The organism is Sphingobium limneticum, from assembly GCF_008710155.1.
GTDB lineage: Bacteria > Pseudomonadota > Alphaproteobacteria > Sphingomonadales > Sphingomonadaceae > Sphingobium > Sphingobium limneticum.
Genome location: NZ_VYPZ01000030.1, coordinates 1 through 15,367 on the forward strand (window position 1 = coordinate 1; position 15,367 = coordinate 15,367).

At 63.8% G+C, this 15,367-nt stretch carries 19 protein-coding genes and 1 pseudogene; 11 read left to right on the forward strand and 9 right to left on the reverse strand.

Features of this window, described 5'->3' with window-relative positions:
- Positions 1–131: 131 nt before the first annotated feature.
- A pseudogene (locus tag F4U94_RS20610) lies at positions 132–257 on the forward strand (IS630 family transposase); the annotation flags it as partial.
- Positions 258–869: 612 nt separating this feature from the next.
- Here the strand turns inward: F4U94_RS20610 and F4U94_RS25615 are convergent.
- The 3 genes from F4U94_RS25615 to F4U94_RS20630 all read right to left on the reverse strand — a co-directional run bounded on the left by F4U94_RS25615 (position 870) and on the right by F4U94_RS20630 (position 2,618).
- A complete protein-coding gene (locus F4U94_RS25615) occupies positions 870–1,211 on the reverse strand; it encodes a winged helix-turn-helix transcriptional regulator (RefSeq protein WP_076605463.1) in 342 nt (113 codons plus the stop codon).
- Between the two features lie 412 nt (positions 1,212–1,623).
- Positions 1,624–2,352, reverse strand: a complete 729-nt coding sequence (locus F4U94_RS20625; RefSeq protein ID WP_083216029.1) for a methyltransferase family protein — start codon at positions 2,350–2,352, stop codon at positions 1,624–1,626.
- A complete protein-coding gene (locus F4U94_RS20630; RefSeq protein WP_066701148.1) occupies positions 2,349–2,618 on the reverse strand; it encodes a DUF2933 domain-containing protein in 270 nt (89 codons plus the stop codon). Before F4U94_RS20630 ends, F4U94_RS20625 begins: the two co-directional genes overlap by 4 nt.
- A 252-nt stretch (positions 2,619–2,870) precedes the next feature.
- On the opposite strand from F4U94_RS20630, the gene F4U94_RS20635 reads away from it, so the two are divergent.
- The 5 genes from F4U94_RS20635 to F4U94_RS20655 all read left to right on the forward strand — a co-directional run bounded on the left by F4U94_RS20635 (position 2,871) and on the right by F4U94_RS20655 (position 7,538).
- Positions 2,871–4,331 (forward strand): MBL fold metallo-hydrolase RNA specificity domain-containing protein, encoded by a 1,461-nt coding sequence (locus tag F4U94_RS20635; protein WP_171012665.1) that lies wholly within the window; start codon positions 2,871–2,873, stop codon positions 4,329–4,331.
- Positions 4,328–5,866, forward strand: coding sequence for a thymidine phosphorylase family protein (locus F4U94_RS20640; RefSeq protein ID WP_150412190.1), 1,539 nt, complete (start codon positions 4,328–4,330; stop codon positions 5,864–5,866). Before F4U94_RS20635 ends, F4U94_RS20640 begins: the two co-directional genes overlap by 4 nt.
- On the forward strand, positions 5,863–6,747 hold the full coding sequence (locus F4U94_RS20645; protein WP_037474028.1) for a ribose-phosphate pyrophosphokinase: 885 nt from the start codon (positions 5,863–5,865) through the stop codon (positions 6,745–6,747). Before F4U94_RS20640 ends, F4U94_RS20645 begins: the two co-directional genes overlap by 4 nt.
- A 162-nt stretch (positions 6,748–6,909) precedes the next feature.
- Complete coding sequence (locus F4U94_RS20650; protein WP_052027568.1) at positions 6,910–7,170, forward strand: hypothetical protein; 261 nt, start codon at positions 6,910–6,912, stop codon at positions 7,168–7,170.
- Complete coding sequence (locus tag F4U94_RS20655) at positions 7,167–7,538, forward strand: hypothetical protein (protein WP_037474030.1); 372 nt, start codon at positions 7,167–7,169, stop codon at positions 7,536–7,538. The genes F4U94_RS20650 and F4U94_RS20655 overlap by 4 nt, the downstream gene beginning before the upstream one ends.
- A gap of 10 nt (positions 7,539–7,548) precedes the next feature.
- Here the strand turns inward: F4U94_RS20655 and F4U94_RS20660 are convergent, their stop codons facing one another.
- The 3 genes from F4U94_RS20660 to F4U94_RS20670 all read right to left on the reverse strand — a co-directional run bounded on the left by F4U94_RS20660 (position 7,549) and on the right by F4U94_RS20670 (position 8,552).
- Positions 7,549–7,731, reverse strand: coding sequence for a hypothetical protein (locus tag F4U94_RS20660; RefSeq protein ID WP_037474033.1), 183 nt, complete (start codon positions 7,729–7,731; stop codon positions 7,549–7,551).
- A 17-nt stretch (positions 7,732–7,748) separates the two neighbouring features.
- Entirely contained in the window at positions 7,749–7,988 is a 240-nt protein-coding gene (locus tag F4U94_RS20665; RefSeq protein WP_052027569.1) for an NADH dehydrogenase ubiquinone Fe-S protein 4, read from the reverse strand.
- A gap of 93 nt (positions 7,989–8,081) precedes the next feature.
- Positions 8,082–8,552 (reverse strand): Hsp20 family protein, encoded by a 471-nt coding sequence (locus F4U94_RS20670; protein ID WP_070936268.1) that lies wholly within the window; start codon positions 8,550–8,552, stop codon positions 8,082–8,084.
- A 145-nt stretch (positions 8,553–8,697) separates the two neighbouring features.
- Between F4U94_RS20670 and F4U94_RS20675 the strand changes: the two genes are divergently transcribed.
- A complete protein-coding gene (locus F4U94_RS20675; protein ID WP_150412191.1) occupies positions 8,698–9,186 on the forward strand; it encodes an RNA polymerase sigma factor in 489 nt (162 codons plus the stop codon).
- Here F4U94_RS20675 and F4U94_RS20680 read toward each other — a convergent pair.
- A complete protein-coding gene (locus tag F4U94_RS20680) occupies positions 9,183–9,437 on the reverse strand; it encodes a helix-turn-helix domain-containing protein (protein WP_037474038.1) in 255 nt (84 codons plus the stop codon). The genes F4U94_RS20675 and F4U94_RS20680 overlap by 4 nt on opposite strands.
- A gap of 103 nt (positions 9,438–9,540) precedes the next feature.
- Here F4U94_RS20680 and F4U94_RS20685 point away from each other — a divergent pair, with 103 nt between their 5' ends.
- The 4 genes from F4U94_RS20685 to F4U94_RS20700 all read left to right on the forward strand — a co-directional run bounded on the left by F4U94_RS20685 (position 9,541) and on the right by F4U94_RS20700 (position 12,489).
- Positions 9,541–10,095: a diguanylate cyclase domain-containing protein gene (locus F4U94_RS20685; protein ID WP_037474040.1), complete on the forward strand. Its 555-nt coding sequence runs from the start codon at positions 9,541–9,543 to the stop codon at positions 10,093–10,095.
- Complete coding sequence (locus tag F4U94_RS20690) at positions 10,092–10,511, forward strand: hypothetical protein (RefSeq protein ID WP_037474043.1); 420 nt, start codon at positions 10,092–10,094, stop codon at positions 10,509–10,511. Before F4U94_RS20685 ends, F4U94_RS20690 begins: the two co-directional genes overlap by 4 nt.
- Before the next feature lie 142 nt (positions 10,512–10,653).
- Positions 10,654–11,136 (forward strand): response regulator, encoded by a 483-nt coding sequence (locus F4U94_RS20695; protein WP_076605464.1) that lies wholly within the window; start codon positions 10,654–10,656, stop codon positions 11,134–11,136.
- Between the two features lie 717 nt (positions 11,137–11,853).
- The gene (locus tag F4U94_RS20700; protein ID WP_021235673.1) at positions 11,854–12,489 is read left to right on the forward strand and encodes a response regulator transcription factor; all 636 of its coding nucleotides are present in this window, start codon (positions 11,854–11,856) and stop codon (positions 12,487–12,489) included.
- Between the two features lie 26 nt (positions 12,490–12,515).
- Here F4U94_RS20700 and cueR read toward each other — a convergent pair whose 3' ends face one another.
- The gene (cueR, locus tag F4U94_RS20705) at positions 12,516–12,914 is read right to left on the reverse strand and encodes a Cu(I)-responsive transcriptional regulator (protein ID WP_020820526.1); all 399 of its coding nucleotides are present in this window, start codon (positions 12,912–12,914) and stop codon (positions 12,516–12,518) included.
- Positions 12,911–15,268 carry a heavy metal translocating P-type ATPase gene (locus F4U94_RS20710; RefSeq protein WP_150412192.1) on the reverse strand — a complete coding sequence of 786 codons (2,358 nt, stop codon included), beginning with the start codon at positions 15,266–15,268 and terminating at the stop codon, positions 12,911–12,913. The genes cueR and F4U94_RS20710 overlap by 4 nt, the downstream gene beginning before the upstream one ends.
- Positions 15,269–15,367: the final 99 nt, after the last annotated feature.

The window sequence follows — 15,367 nt, forward strand, 5'->3', positions numbered from 1 at the left end:
CGCCACCGGTTGTCTGGTCCGCTCTCCGGTCGGGGCTGCGCCCCTCCCTACGATCAGACCAGACAACCGATCCTACCGGCCATCATAGTCGCCGCTCAACCGGCCATCGTAGTTGTCGCCGCGCAACGGCATTCATTGCGGCTCACAATGAAAATCCCAAGCCGTACAAATGGGTGAAGTCAGCCGACGAGATCCTCGCCTCGGTCAAACGATACTGCCAAAAAACAATGAACCGAACTTCGGATTCAGGTGACTAGGCCATGCCGACGTGTCGGCGCTTGCTGCACACGTTATGGCAATGGAAGACTAAGCAAGGCCGAGTTGGTTCCAAGTTCTGTACCGTCCGGCAATCTCAGTCGCCTCTCTACACGAGGATGTGCATGTTCGCGTGCCTTGTTATCGGTGACAGCATTGGCGTCGGACTGTCGGGAGCGATCAATAACCGATACGCCAGTGGGTGCGATTCGGTGGTCGAGGCAGGCGCTACCATCGACCAGATACTGGCGTGGCGTAAACCCGCCAGGCTATATGGCACCACCGTCCTCGCCGTCGGATCCAACGATCAGCCGAGCCGACAGCTAACGCTCAAACTGACCAGACTACGCCAAAATATCGCGACAAAACGAGTGATCTGGATGCTGCCCTACTCCCGGGAGCGAGCCTATCTCATAAACTCGATTGCTGTGACGTTCGGCGACGACACGTTGGACATCGCGCGTTTCCGCACGAGCGACCGTGTCCACCCGATCAGCTACGATGAGATCGCGGCTGTTCTCCTGCCGAGGGGCCAACCACGGGGGAGCAGGAAATCCACTGTTGAGTGGTCTCAACGCAGTCGACGATAAAGCATCGACCTAAAACGCTGCATTTCATTCGAGTAAGCTGAGCTTAGTCCTCCATTGCTCCAGATGTTGGAGCGCAGGTCTCAAACCATGCGCCAATGGCCCCAAGCCATAGAGTTGATAGGATTCAGGCGGTGGCGACATCATTCGCGAGACCAGAGATACGCCTTCCAATTCCCGTAGGCGGACCGTGAGCACATTAGCGCTGATTTTCGGTATGGCTCGACGAATGGATGTAAATCGCAGCTCGTCTTTGCTCAGGGCTACCAGGATGTGCAACACCCATCGGGCACTCAATGTATGGAATATCGCGTCGGCCGCCGCAGGGTCTATCGCTTGAAAAAGCTGTCTTTCTGACTCGATGCACATCCAGTTACTTTCTCACCCTAAAAGGCGCACGGCCGGACTGAGTCAGCTACGCCGTTCGCGGTTCCGTCGGGCCCGGCTTGGCGGTGCTTGGAGGGTCGCCGACCCGCTCATGGACAATTGCGGAGGGCGTGCGCGAACGGCGGCGGCGAGCGGCCGAACTTGTGACCACCACTGCCTTGGTACGTCTTCGTCCCAGTGAAGAGCAGATGAGGGAAGGCGCTTTTTGACATCACGATTTGCCGATGCGCGAAGGTCCGATGAGGGACGACTCTGGGGCACCACGACGGATTTCATGTCACGCGATCCGCCAAATCAAGTGAAGCTACTCCCGACAAATCAAAGTACCGCAGTGCAACGCGCCTGATGCGTGCGTCACCGTTCGAATATAATACGCGGCGAAGCGTCCAACCCCTCAGCCTCGGCGCGGCGGAGCTTGCTCTTCGGGCCTCATCGCCTTACCTGCCGCCTCCCCCCGAGCGGGGTTGGAGTCGGAGAAACGAGCCGACCGACCACGTAGCCGCGGAACAAAGGCGGGTACGCGGTCCATATACGCACGATATGCCTGGCCAAATTCCGCGAGCGCCGCCTTCTCCTCATGCCGGGCAAGGCGAATATACATCACCACCAACACCGGAAACATGGCGAGCGTCAGTAACGTCGGCCATTGCAGCAGAAATCCGAGCATCACGAGGATGAACCCGATATATTGCGGATGGCGAACCTTGGCATAGATTCCCGTCGTTGCGGGCTTGTGAACGCGCTGGGCTGCGTGAAGCGGCGCCCATCCGGCCGAGATCAGCCAGAAGCCCGCGCCGATCAGCACGAAGCTGGCAAGATGGAACGGGCCAAAATGTGGGTTGACCCTCCAGCCGAACATCATCTCGAGCAGATGGCCGGCATCGTGGCTCCACCAGTCGAGGCCGGGGAAATGCGACTGGAGCCAACCCGAGAGCAAGAAGATGGTGAGCGGGAAGCCATACATTTCGGCGAAGAGTGCAACGATGAATGCGCTGAATGCGCCGAAGCTGCGCCAGTCGCGCCCGGTGGCGGGTTTGAAGAAGCTGTACGCGAATAGGATGAACACGGAGGCGTTGACCAGCGCCAGCCCCCAAAGACCATAGCCATAATCGGTATGCGTCATCGCGGCCCCCCTTCCACGCGCTCGTTCGAATTCGCAGGCAGTCCGGTCGGGACAGCACCCGGCATCTGGTCATGGCCATGCTGATGGCCGCCATGACCGTGATGCATGAACAGGTGCATGAGCGGACAGGCGAGCAGGATCAGATAGGGCAACACACCCAGGAAATGTGCGGTGTGCTCGGTGATGAGGAAAAAGCCCGCGACTAGCAGGAAGCCGATCAAAACGATCTTTCCACGCTTGCGCATGCGATGGTCATGCCCGTCCATATGCCGCTCTTCTCTCGCCAATGTCTTGCGAGCATAGATCCGAGTCCCGGGAGCAAGGTATAAGTAGAGACCGAAGTCCGTCATTCGCCCAAGAAGGCGATGCCGGCTGGTTCACAAACCTCACCATCCCTATCGGCGTTACGCAGTGGTCATGACGCGGCCGTCATTCTGCGGCTTTTGCGTATAGGCGTGCGCTGGTCGTCCACCAATGCTGCGCTAAGGACAATAAGCGTGAGAGGCAGGCCAGAGTTCATGCACAAGAAAAGGAAAAAGCATCATTCCCGCGGCCATGTCGGGGTGAACCTGCTCGAACGGGAAGCAAGGATCGACCTCGCCACGCGACCTGCCGACGGCCTTGGCGTCGCGTTCCTCGGCGCATCGGAAACGGTGACAGGGTCGCGCTATCTGGTGGACGACGGCGATACGCAGGTCGTGGTCGATTCCGGCCTGTTCCAGGGTCCGAGGGATTTGCGCCGCCTCAATTGGGCGCCGATCGCGCCCGAGGTTGCCGATGTCGGCCTGTTGCTGCTGACGCACGCGCATCTTGATCATTCCGGCGCGCTGCCACGCATGGCGCGCCTTGACTGGGACGGGACCGTCCTCAGCACCCGGGCGACCGAAGCTTTGTGCGAGCTTCTGCTCCCCGACAGCGGGCACCTCCAGGAAAAGGATGCGGAGTTCGCCAATCGCCACGGCTTTTCCAGGCACCAGCCCGCGCTGCCGCTCTACACGCAGGCTGACGCCCGCCTTGCGCTGCAGCTGTTCCGCACGGTCGAGTTCGGGGCGTGGCACCCGATCGCGGACGGCATCAGGGCGCGCTATCATCGCGCCGGCCACATCCTCGGCGCCGCCTCGATCGAGATCGATTGGAAGGGCCGCACGATCCTCTTCTCAGGTGATGTCGGGCGCTATGGCGACGCAGTCATGAAGGATCCCGAGCCACCTGCCCGTGCCGATTATGTCCTCGTGGAATCCACCTATGGCGATCGCCGCCACGAACAGGTCGATCCGACCAAGACCCTGGGGGACCATGTCGAACGGTGCGTCAAGCGTGGCGGGACCGTGGTGATCCCCGCCTTCGCCGTGGGCCGCGTCCAGTCCCTGCTCTACCATTTTTCCCGGCTGCGCGCCGAAGGCCGTCTGCGCGACATCCCGATCTTCCTCGACAGCCCGCTGGCGATCAACGCGAGCGGGCTGATGTGCGATTTCATGGACGAGCATCGCCTGACACGCGCCGAGTGTGAAGCGGCGTGCGGGGTCGCGCACTATGTGCGCGAAGTGGAAGAATCCAAAGAACTCACCGCCAACCCCGCCCCTAAGGTCATCATCTCGGCCAGTGGAATGGCGACGGGCGGCCGCGTGCTCCACCATCTCAAGCGCTTCGCGCCGGATGGGAAGAACCTCATCCTCTTCTCGGGCTTCCAGGCGGCGGGCACCCGCGGCGCCGCCATGATCGGAGGCGCCCGGACGATCAAGATCCACGGTGAGTATATCCCGGTCGAAGCCGAGGTCGCCAACCTGACGATGCTCTCGGCCCATGCCGACAGTGACGAGCTGATGCGCTGGCTCGGGTCTCTGCACGAGGCCCCACGCCATGTCTATGTCACCCATGGCGAGCCGACCGGCGCCCAGGTTCTGGCAAAGCGCGTCTCGGAGGAGCTGGGCTGGGCATGCAGCGTACCGGCGCTGGGTAGCTGGGGCATGCTCGCATGAAGCCCGGGATTATCGAGGACGCCGAAGCAGAGCCTGTCGCGACGACGCTGCGGGCACACCGCATCGGCCTGTCGGCCGCCGGAAGCGATCAGATCGCGGTCATGCGCCACGACTGTCCGGTCTGCCGCTCGGAAGGTCTCGCGTCGCGCGCGCAAGTTGCGCTGCGCGCCGGCGGGCGGGAAATCGTCGTCTCGCTGCTGCATAGTTCCGCGGAGGCTCCAGCGCCAGGCGAGATCGGCCTGTCCGAATCCGCTTGGCAGCGGCTCGGCGTCAGTGACGGCGATCCGGTCGAGATCGCGCACGCCCAGCCTCTCGCCTCGCTCAGCGACGTGCGTCGGCGCGTCTATGGCAATCGGCTTTCCGATGGGGCTTTTTCAGCGATCATCACCGACATCGCCGAGCGACGCTATAGCGATGTCCATCTCTCGGCGTTCGTCACGGCCTGCTCAGCGGTCCCGCTCGATACGGACGAAACGATCAGCCTGACCAGGGCGATGGTCGATGTCGGCGAGCGATTGCAGTGGCCCGGAGAGGTCATCGTCGACAAGCATAGCGTCGGTGGATTGCCGGGCAATCGCACCACGCCGATCATCGTCTCGATCATGGCCGCCGAGGGCCTCATCATGCCGAAGACATCGTCGCGGGCGATCACCTCGCCGGCCGGCACGGCGGACACGATGGAGGTGCTGGCCCCTGTCGACCTCGACGTTTCCGCAATCCGCAAAGTGGTCGAGCGCGAAGGCGGCTGCATCGCCTGGGGCGGCGCCGTTAATCTCAGTCCGGCCGACGATGTGATCATCGGCGTGGAACGGGTGCTCGATATCGATGCCGTCGGGCAGATGGTCGCCTCGGTGCTGTCCAAGAAAATCGCGGCCGGTGCGACCCATCTGGTCATCGACATCCCGGTTGGGCCGACGGCGAAGGTACGCGGCGCCGATGCCGCCGACACGCTCGAGCGCGCGCTGAGCTCGGTCGCCCAAGCCTTCGGGCTTCGCACGCGCGTGATGCGCGGCCCCGGCGCGGAGCCGATCGGACGGGGCATCGGCCCGGCGCTCGAGGCGCAGGACATCCTTGGCGTGCTCCAGGGTCAGGTGGGCGTCGAAGATCTCGCACACCGGGCCTGCGAGCTGGCGGGAGGACTCCTCGAGCTCACCGAGGCGGCATCCGCCGGCAAAGGCTATGCGCGGGCGCTCGAGTGCCTCGAAAGCGCCCGGGCCTGGGCCAAGTTCCAACGTATCTGCGAAGCGCAGGGCGGCATGCGAGCTCCTCCGGTCGCTCGGTTTCAGCAGGACATGATCGCTCCCCATCGCGGCCGCCTGGTGAGTATCGACAACCGCAAGCTTGCGACGGTCGCGAAGCTCGCCGGCGCGCCGATGGCCAAGGCCGCCGGCGTCGCGCTGCAGTGTCGGCTGAACCAGATGGTGGATGCCGGGGCTCCCTTGTGCACCATCCATGCCGAGAGTCCGGGCGAGCTCGACTATGCGGCGGCCTATGCGGTGAGCGACGGGCCGATCTTCGGGATTGAAGCGCTATGAACCGGCCCGTGCTGTTCGCGCTGCCAGGCAGCGAGGCCTTGGCACAGCCGCTATTCGCCGCGCTCGATGCAGAAGTCGGCACGATCGAGCATCGTCAGTTTCCTGACGGGGAAACCTATCTCAGGGTCGTAAACGACGTCAGCGACCGCGAGGTCATCCTGCTGTCCAGTCTCGATCATCCGGACGCCAAGCTGTTGCCGCTGCTGTTCGCAGCCGACACGGCGCGCGAGCTGGGCGCACGCCGGATCGGGCTCGTCGCCCCCTATCTCGCTTACATGCGTCAGGACATACGCTTCCATCCCGGCGAGGCGGTGACGTCGCGAACCTTTGCCGCGATCCTGTCCCGCCATCTCGACTGGCTGGTGACGGTCGATCCGCATCTCCATCGCTATCATGCGCTGTCGGAAATCTACCGCATCCCGACCCAGATTGTTCATGCCGCGCCGCTTCTGGCCTCGTGGATCAAGCGCAATGTCGCTCGTCCGCTGATCATCGGTCCGGACCTGGAAAGCGAACAGTGGGTCTCGCAGGTGGCGGCCGATGCGGATGCTCCGTTTCTCGTGTGCGAGAAAATCCGGTCTGGCGACCGTGACGTCACCATCTCGATTCCGAATGCCCCAGCTTTTCTCGATCGCCAGCCAGTGCTGGTCGACGATATCGCCTCGTCCGGCCGGACCCTCGCCGAGGCGGCGCGCCAGCTGGTCGGCATGGGGTTCGCGCGACCGCATTGCGTGGTCGTGCATCCGCTTTTTGCCGGCGATGCGGCGCACGTTCTGGGTGAGCTTGTCGAGAGGATCGTCAGCACGAACGCTGTTGCACATACCTCGAATAAAATCGACGTGATGCCGGCGATTGCGGAGGCCGTTCGCCACGGAATTTAATCGGTGTACTGCGCGTTAGTTCTTTAGTGCTCAATGCACGAAGAAAACGAGCGCCCGGCAAGCGCTGGGCGCATCCTCATCCATTGACCCTAAGTAAGTCCGAACCAATCTTCTGGGAACTCCCTTTTCGGAGAGAGTCGCGGCAGGAAAGGAGGATATGTCATGTCGCACACACGCTCGTTCCTTGATCCCTTCATCGTTGCTCGGCACCCACAGCTTGAGCCCGAAGTGAAGCGCGCCATCCTCGCCTCCTGGGCGTCCGATCGCTCGGCCGTCGAGGGCCAACCGGCCCTCCGTCGCCCACCAGGCGCCAGCAGCCCGGTGCCGGTCGACGATGTGATGGCAGCGCTGCGCTGGCTCGATCGCGCTGAGCGCGGCGCGGGCGACCGGCATATATCGCCCGGTTCAGAGACCCGGCAATGAGCCGCAGCGCGTTGCGGCGCTGGCGTGAACGGGGCAGCCGGACCGTCACGGTCTTGCTGCCCTTTGCCGACATCATGGAGATTGCGCTCGCGCTGCTGTCGCTCTCTCCGGATGAACTGGCGCGGCTCGATTGGAGCTTCGCCGATCGCAAGCGCCTGCTCGATCATCTCCTGCAGTCGGGCAAGCAGGCGCAGTCAGTGGACCGGGACAAGCTCGACCAGACATTGCTACGCCTCGCGCTTCCCGCGCGCGACGTGCGACGCCTGAAACGCTTTGCGCAGCGCGAACTTCCAAAAACGGCTACGAACGCGGCCGTGATCGAACGGCTGAGCACCGTGATCGAGGCTGCCGAGCCGGAGAGGCTCTAGCGCGGCTGTTCTATGACGCCACGCCCGCCGCATGCTCCCGGAGCGCCCGCGCGCGTGCGTCATAGGCGCGCGCGAGCTGCGCGTGAACGATGATCGCCTCTGGCATCGCCGCAGTCTCGGCCGCCGCCCACTCCTGAGCCGCGCGCCTCATGTAATAGTCCAGATCGTCGTCGACACTTCTCAAACCCGTCAACCTCCTAGAAGGCCCGGCTACGCGCCGAGCCGGAATACCAGTCCTGTCGAACGGCAATAGCGCTCGGCCGCATCACGATCGTGAAATCGCAGCTCGACATGGGCAAGAGGATCGCGCCCGCCGCTCCATCCCGTCAACGGTTCGACAAAGGGGAGACAGCGCGGCTCGAAGCGGACGCCGCCACTGGCCGCGCCGGTCCCGCCCGCGGGAAGCCGGTTCTCCTGCCGGCTCCAGGGGATCAAATCACGGAGCGCCATGACGGTTATCTCCTTGTCTGGCTAGAGTTGGAGCATGACCCGCCGGCCACCGCCCCCACGGGGACGGCGCCGGCGAGCCGATTATGATCGCGATCAGGCCGCCTGGGCGTCCTTGGGTGCCTCGATGCGGTCATTAGCGGCGTTCGCACCGCCGCTGATCTCGATCTTGCGCGGTTTCATCGCTTCGGGAACGACCCGCTTGAGCTGGATGCTCAGCAAGCCATACTCGAATGTCGCCTCGCCGGCCTCGATGAAGTCGGCAAGCTGGAATCGCCGCTCGAACGAACGGGTCGCGATGCCGCGATGCAGATAGTCGGCCTCGTCCTCATCCTCGGCGCGTTGGCCGGTGACGGTGAGCTGATTCTGCTGGGCAACGACCTCGATTTCGTTCGGTCGGAAGCCGGCGACGGCCAGCGTTATGCGATAGCTGTCCTCGCCGTCCCTCACGATGTCGAACGGTGGAAAGCCATCATCCTCGCGCTGACCCGCTTCGAGCATGTTGAACAAGCGGTCGAAGCCAACGGTGGAACGCCGATACGGCGCAAAGTCAAACGTGCTTCTCATTTCCAAATCCTCCTAGGGAAGCGATCTGGGCATGAGATGCGCCGGGAAGAGCCGGCGCCCTCCATGTCCACCGGACCCGAACACGGCGCCCGGCAACTTTAATTAGTAAAGCGCCACGCGGTTTCAAGAAGGACTGTCGATAGGCATGGATGGCGCATCCCCTAGCGCACGAGATGCGCCCCTACCAAGTCGGGCTGACAGCGCCCGTGAACGGGATTTCAATGTCGGTTTCTCAACCGGGCAGTGCCCCAACCAACCGCAAGGCGAGACGCGCGACGATGACGATCACGGACCATATCGCACGACAACGCGCCCTGCCCGTCAACTGGGCCGCCCCGAAGCAGTCGCTGCGATCACGATCGAATGGGCGCTTGGCAGCGCCGACGACACCGAAACCGTGATGAGGGCCACTCTCGACACATTGACGCCGGCAGCGCGCGAGACATTCGTGCTGAATAAAGTCAGCGGCCAAAGCTACGCCGAGATTGCGCGCAGCGTGGGCAGGTTTCCAGTGGGTTGTCCGCCGCAGGATGCTGGCGGCGATCCGGCGCATCGCTCAAGGCCCGCACAGCTTCGAAATATGGCTACGCATGCGTTGCCAGTAAAAGGCCGTGCCCGGCCACATTTCGCCTAGCTATCGGCTTCCACAGCCAGAATTTCGGGCTGCATCAGCAAAAGATGCGCGCTGATCTTCAATCCCGTGGCGATGCGCTCGATATTGTCGATCGAAACATTGCGCTCGCCGCGCTCAATCCCGCCGAAATAGGTGCGATCCATCTCGATATCATAGGCGAAGACCTGTTGGCTGACACCAAGGGCTTTCCGGTATCGGCGGATATTCGCTGCAACGGTAGCACGTAAACATCCAGGATCGGCGCGTTTCACCCTTCATGAATCGCCTGCAAGATGGTTATAAGGCGACGGGTTTTAAGTATCATTTTTCGGACCGCTGCTAAGTTGAAAGATTCGCCGAGTTTGGAAAACGCGCATGAACAGCCATTTGCCTGTCGGCCGATTGGCCGGGTATCTTGAAGCTCTTTCGCGAGAGAAAATCTGGCTCGCGATCGTCGCCGCCACCGGGGCCCTCGCAGCGCTCGACCACGCCGTGCCCACCGTCGGGTTCGCGCGCCTCTATATGCCGATCATCTGTGGATCCGCATGGGGCCTTGGCGCGCGCGAGGGCTATTCCGTCGCAGTGTTTGCAGCGATCCTGGCCGTCATGCCTGGCCTGCAGGTAGGGCCTCCGACAGGCCCGAGCATTTTTGGCCCTATCGCCGAAGGCCAGAGCTTCGCACAGGACATCCACGCCCGCCTGAGGACTGTTCTGGCAGGCCCGCCTTATCCGGTGACGTGCAGCATGGGGGCGGTGCTGATCCCTTCCGATGCCCCGCGCAACGCTGACGAATTGATGCACCTTGCCGGTCAGGCAACGTATCGCGCCAGGCAGACGGGTAAGAATGCCGTCGAGATCGCCAGGGCCGGCGATCCGCCAGCGCTCAGGCCGGTGTTGGCCACGGCCTGCCTCCGCAAGGGCAGGACATGAAAGATCTGGCTTCGCTTCGCCGGCGTGCCATCGCCCTCATGCGCGAAGCTATCGCGATGCTCGACGAGGCGAGAGAGCATCGCGCGGCGAACCATTTGCAGGCGGCGATCGATGCCGCTGAAAGGGTTTCCCCGATGAAGCCGGGTGACACGCTGCCGGACGACAGCATCGACACGCCAGAATCCACGTCGCAGCTTGCCGCCGATCCTGCGTTGGTACGCGCGATCGGCGGCGCGCTGGCGATGTTCGCCACGCTGATGGCGCGCCAGGGCGGCGCTCCGGTCGATGAAGTTGCCCGCCTCCTTGGTATCTACGCGGCCGCGACCAACGAGAGATCGGACGATGAGGGGCTGCTTATCGCGTGTTGGAGCGCTATCCTCCGCGACGTCGCGGAGGCACAGCGCGGGGAGACTTAGGACGCCAAGGGGGGTGTAGAGGAACCAGTCTGATGGAGAAACCGCAAGGTCCGGCGCTGGACTATAGTGTTGCTCTGGTTGTCGAGGATGAACCGCTCGTGCGCGTCTTCGCGACCAAAATTCTCAGGATGCGGGATACCGCGTGTTCGAGGCGTGCGACGCACAAGACGCGCTCACAATTCTTGAAGAGCGCCAAGACATTCGGATCGTCATGACCGATATTGAAATGCCCGGCGACATGGATGGCCTGGCGCTCGCCAGCACGATCCGGGAGCGCTGGCCCGAAACGGTCGTTCTCGTAAATTCAGGCCGCGTCCGACCTGAACCGGAAGCATTACCCGACCGTGCGGGCTTTATCGCCAAGCCCTATCGCGCCGCCGAGTTGCTACACCAGCTTGACGTGCTGATGGAGGAGCATGGCGTTCCGATTCTTTCGGATGGCGATATTCTTGAGGCATGGCACGCAGCCGAGCTAGCGCATGCGCAGGCGGATGCACTCGACAAGCCCGTCACGCTGGCGCACGCCATCGCGGCCGAACAAGCAGCGATCCAGCGCTTTGGCGTCGGATCTCATGCGGCCGCCTATGACGCGCGGTATCCCGATGCGCCGGAGCCGCGCCGATAGGTCAATTGGTCTCCCGGCGACAAACAGGTTGCCGCCGGGAGTGGTCAGCCGCACACGCTGGAGGGCCGCAGCGCGTCATAAGCGCAAACCTATCGCTATGCACCTTCCGAGAGAATGAAACTCGTCGGATTACGCATTGGGTGCGATAGACTGCCGTTTAAAAGAAGGGGGGTCGATGGGGTGCGGCGCCTATGTTCACTGTCGCACACGTCCGGCACGACGGTCTCGGGAAACGTCAAAGGGTGCGTCCGGTACGTCCTTGGGATAGCGAATGACTGGCCGCTCACAATTTTCTCGCATGTGTACTGTTTCCAATTTTTGTCCGGACCTGAGGATTGGTCAGCGACGTCAGATTCTCGGCCTAGAACGGCTCCTATGTCCCCAGCAGGTGCCCGAGCTTTGCGGCTCTGAAGTCGAGCCCGACAGACGCACTTTTGGGCCTCACGCCCCTTTTTGCAGGTAGCGCGTTCAGCCCCGTTGAGGGCGTGTACGTTTTCGGCCGCCGCGTTTTGGGGCGCCCCCCTTCCAGGAGACCAGACGGAGGTGCCCGAACTCCAGTGGTAAGAGCCGCCGTATCGGGGCGATGTCGAGCACCTGCGCCGTTGGAACTGCTGCGGCAATATTTCGGCCTTGACCTTGGACCATGGTCCTGCCCGTAAGAGGCCTCCCCAATAGCGGTGCCTTTGCGGCGCGGCACTCCAGATCGATCCGAGGAGTATGGGGAACAAGCGCGTCGTTCACATCGTCGATGACGAAGAGACAATCCGAAAGGCACTGCGATTCACGTTGCGTACCGCCGGCTTCGCCGTCGAGGCCTACGCTTCGGGGCCGGAGTTTCTGTCGGCCGCGGGTGACGCTAAGAAAGGCTGCGTGATCCTCGACATGCACATGCCGGACATGGACGGCCTTCAGGTCCAGGTGGAGCTGACGCGACGCGGGATTGATATGCCTGTCGTCATGCTCACCGGCAATGGCGATCCCACGCTCGCCGTGCAGGCAATGCAGGCGGGCGCTGCCGACTTTCTCGCCAAACCGGTCGAAAAGGCCGCATTGCTTGGCGCGATCGACCGCGCCTTCAGCTCGCTGGAGAATATAACCGGGCGTGCCGCAGAACAGGCCGACGCGCTGTCGAAAGCCGCGAGACTGACGCAGCGCGAACGGGCCGTTCTTAGAGGGATTGCGCGAGGCTATCCCAATAGCTTTATCGCAGATGAACTCGGTACCACGCCGCGCACGGTCGAGCTGGATCGAGCCAGCCTGATGGTCAAACTGGGAGCCCAAAGTTTGCCCGACTTGCTACGGATCGCGTTTGCTGTGGACCTGAACGGATCGCCTGAGGACGATCGCCATTAGGCTTCACCATCCTGCGACATCGGACGTTATGCGGATCGGCCCGTGGCGAGTTCGGCAATGATCGGACAATCCGGCCGCGCGTCGCCGTGGCAGCGTTCGGCGAGATCGACCAGCGTGTCGCGCAGCGCCGTCAGCGCTGCCGCCTTGCGCTCGAATTCCTCGGCACGGGCCAGCGCAAGCCGCTTCACCTCGCCACTCGCGCGACCCGTATCCGCCCAAAGGCCGAGCAAAGTGCGGATCTCCTCGATCGGAAACCCCAGATCGCGCGCATTGGCGATGAACCGCAGGCGATGAAGATCGCGCTCGTCATAGTCGCGATAGCCCGCACCCCGGCGCGGCGGCGCCGGGATGAGGCCTATCTTCTCATAATGGCGGATCATCCGCTCCGAGACGCCGCTCCGCCGAGACGTCTCGCCGATGTTCACAGCGCCTTCCGGTTGAGTCGCAGCGCGTTGGTGACCACGCTGACCGAGGAGAGCGCCATGGCGGCGGCCGCGATGATCGGCGAGAGCAGGATGCCGAACAGCGGATAGAGCGCGCCCGCCGCCACCGGCACGCCCGCGACATTGTAGATGAAGGCGAAGACGAGGTTCTGGCGGATGTTCGACATGGTCGCCTGGCTGAGCTTACGCGCCCGGACGATGCCGGTGAGGTCGCCCTTGAGCAGGGTCACGCCCGCGCTCTCGATGGCGACGTCGGTGCCCGAGCCCATGGCGATGCCGACATCGGCGGCGGCCAGCGCGGGGGCGTCGTTGACACCGTCGCCGGCCATGGCGACCACCCGCCCCTCGCGCTTGAACTTGGCGACCACGGCGCTTTTCTGATCGGGCAGCACCTCGGCTTCGACCTCGTCGATGCCCAGGCGCCGGGCGACCGCTTCCGCTGTCGTGCGGTTGTCGCCGGTCAGCATGACCACGCGAATACCCTCCGCCTTGAGCGCGGCGAGCGCTTCTGGCGTCGTGGCCTTCACCGGATCGGCGATGGCGAAGGCACCGCCGACGGTGCCGTCGATTCCGATGAAGATTGCGGTGGCGCCATCGCGTCGCAGTGCGTCGGCCTGGCCGGCGAGCGCCTCGGTGGCGACGCCCTCGTCGGCGAGGAACCGCGCATTGCCGAGGACGATGCGCCGCCCTTCGACCGTACCGAGCGCGCCGCGCCCGGTCGGCGAGTCGAAGTCGGTGACGTCGCTCGTGGCGATGGCGCGATCCTTCGCAGCCTCGACGATCGCCAGCGCGAGCGGATGTTCGGAAGCCCGTTCGACCGAGGCGGCAAGCCGCAGCAACTCGGCTTCGTCGAAGCCGGGCGCCGGCACGACCTGGGTGACGGCAGGGCGGCCTTCGGTCAGCGTGCCTGTCTTGTCGACGACGAGCGTGTCGACCTTCTCCATATGCTCGAGCGCTTCGGCATTCTTGATAAGGACGCCGAGTCCGGCGCCGCGGCCGACGCCCACCATGATCGACATCGGCGTGGCGAGACCCAGTGCACAGGGACAGGCGATGATCAGCACGGCGACCGCCGCCACCAGCCCATAGGCGAAGCGCGGCTCGGGGCCCCAGATACCCCAGGCGATAAACGCGACCACCGCAACCGCGATGACCACGGGCACGAACCAGCCCGACACCTGATCGGCCATGCGCTGGATCGGCGCGCGCGAGCGCTGCGCCTCGGCGACCATCTGGACAATCCGCGCAAGCATGGTGTCGCGTCCGACCTTGTCGGCGACGATCACCAGCGCACCGGTCTGGTTGAGCGTGCCGCCGATCACCGTGTCGGCCTTGGCCTTGGTGACGGGCATGGATTCACCGCTGACCATCGACTCGTCGAGCGAGGAGCGGCCGTCCTCGACTACGCCGTCGACCGGCACCTTCTCGCCCGGCCGCACGCGCAGGCGGTCGCCGACCGCGACCAGATCGAGACTGATCTCCTCTTCGCTCCCGTCGGCGGCGATCCGGCGCGCGGTCTTGGGCGCGAGGTTGAGCAGCGCCTTGATCGCGCCCGAGGTCCGCTCACGCGCGCGCAGTTCGAGCACCTGGCCGAGCAGCACGAGAACGGTGATCACCGCGGCGGCCTCGAAATAGACGGCAACCATGCCGTCCTCGCCGCGGAAGGCAGGCGGGAACAGCTGAGGCGCGAGCGTCGCGACGACGCTGTAGATCCAGGCGACCCCCGTCCCCATCGCGATCAGGGTGAACATGTTGAGGTTGCGGGTCTTGAGCGAGGCCCAGCCACGCTCGAAGAACGGCCAGCCCGCCCAGAGCACGACAGGCGTCGCCAGCACGAACTGGATCCATACCGAGGTCGACATCGGCACGAGGCGATGGATCACAGGAAACAGGTGCGCCCCCATCTCGAGGATCAGCACCGGCAGGGCCAGCACCAGGCCAACCCAGAAACGCCGCGTGAAATCGACCAGCTCGTGGCTGGGACCGCTGTCGGCGGTCACGGTCGCGGGTTCGAGCGCCATGCCGCAGATCGGACAGGACCCGGGATGGTCCTGCCGGATCTCGGGATGCATAGGGCAGGTCCAGATCGTGCCCACGGGCGCTGCGAACGGCGGTGCCGGCGGGCCGAGATAGCGCTCGGGATCGGCGATGAACTTTGCCCGGCAGCCCGCGCTGCAGAAATGATAGCGTTCACCGCCATGATCGGCATGGTGCGCGGTGGTCGCCGGATCGACGGTCATGCCACAGACCGGGTCCTTGATGCCGGTCGCCGCTTTCGCGCCGCCGTGGCCGCCGCAGCAACCGCCGCCATGCGCCGCTCCATGTGTCTCGTTCATCGCCTTGCTCCTTTCGACGCCTGACGATCTAGGGTCTGACACCGTGTCAGGGTCAATACGTAATCGCCTAAGCGGCCAAATCGGCGTACCCGGTCGCTC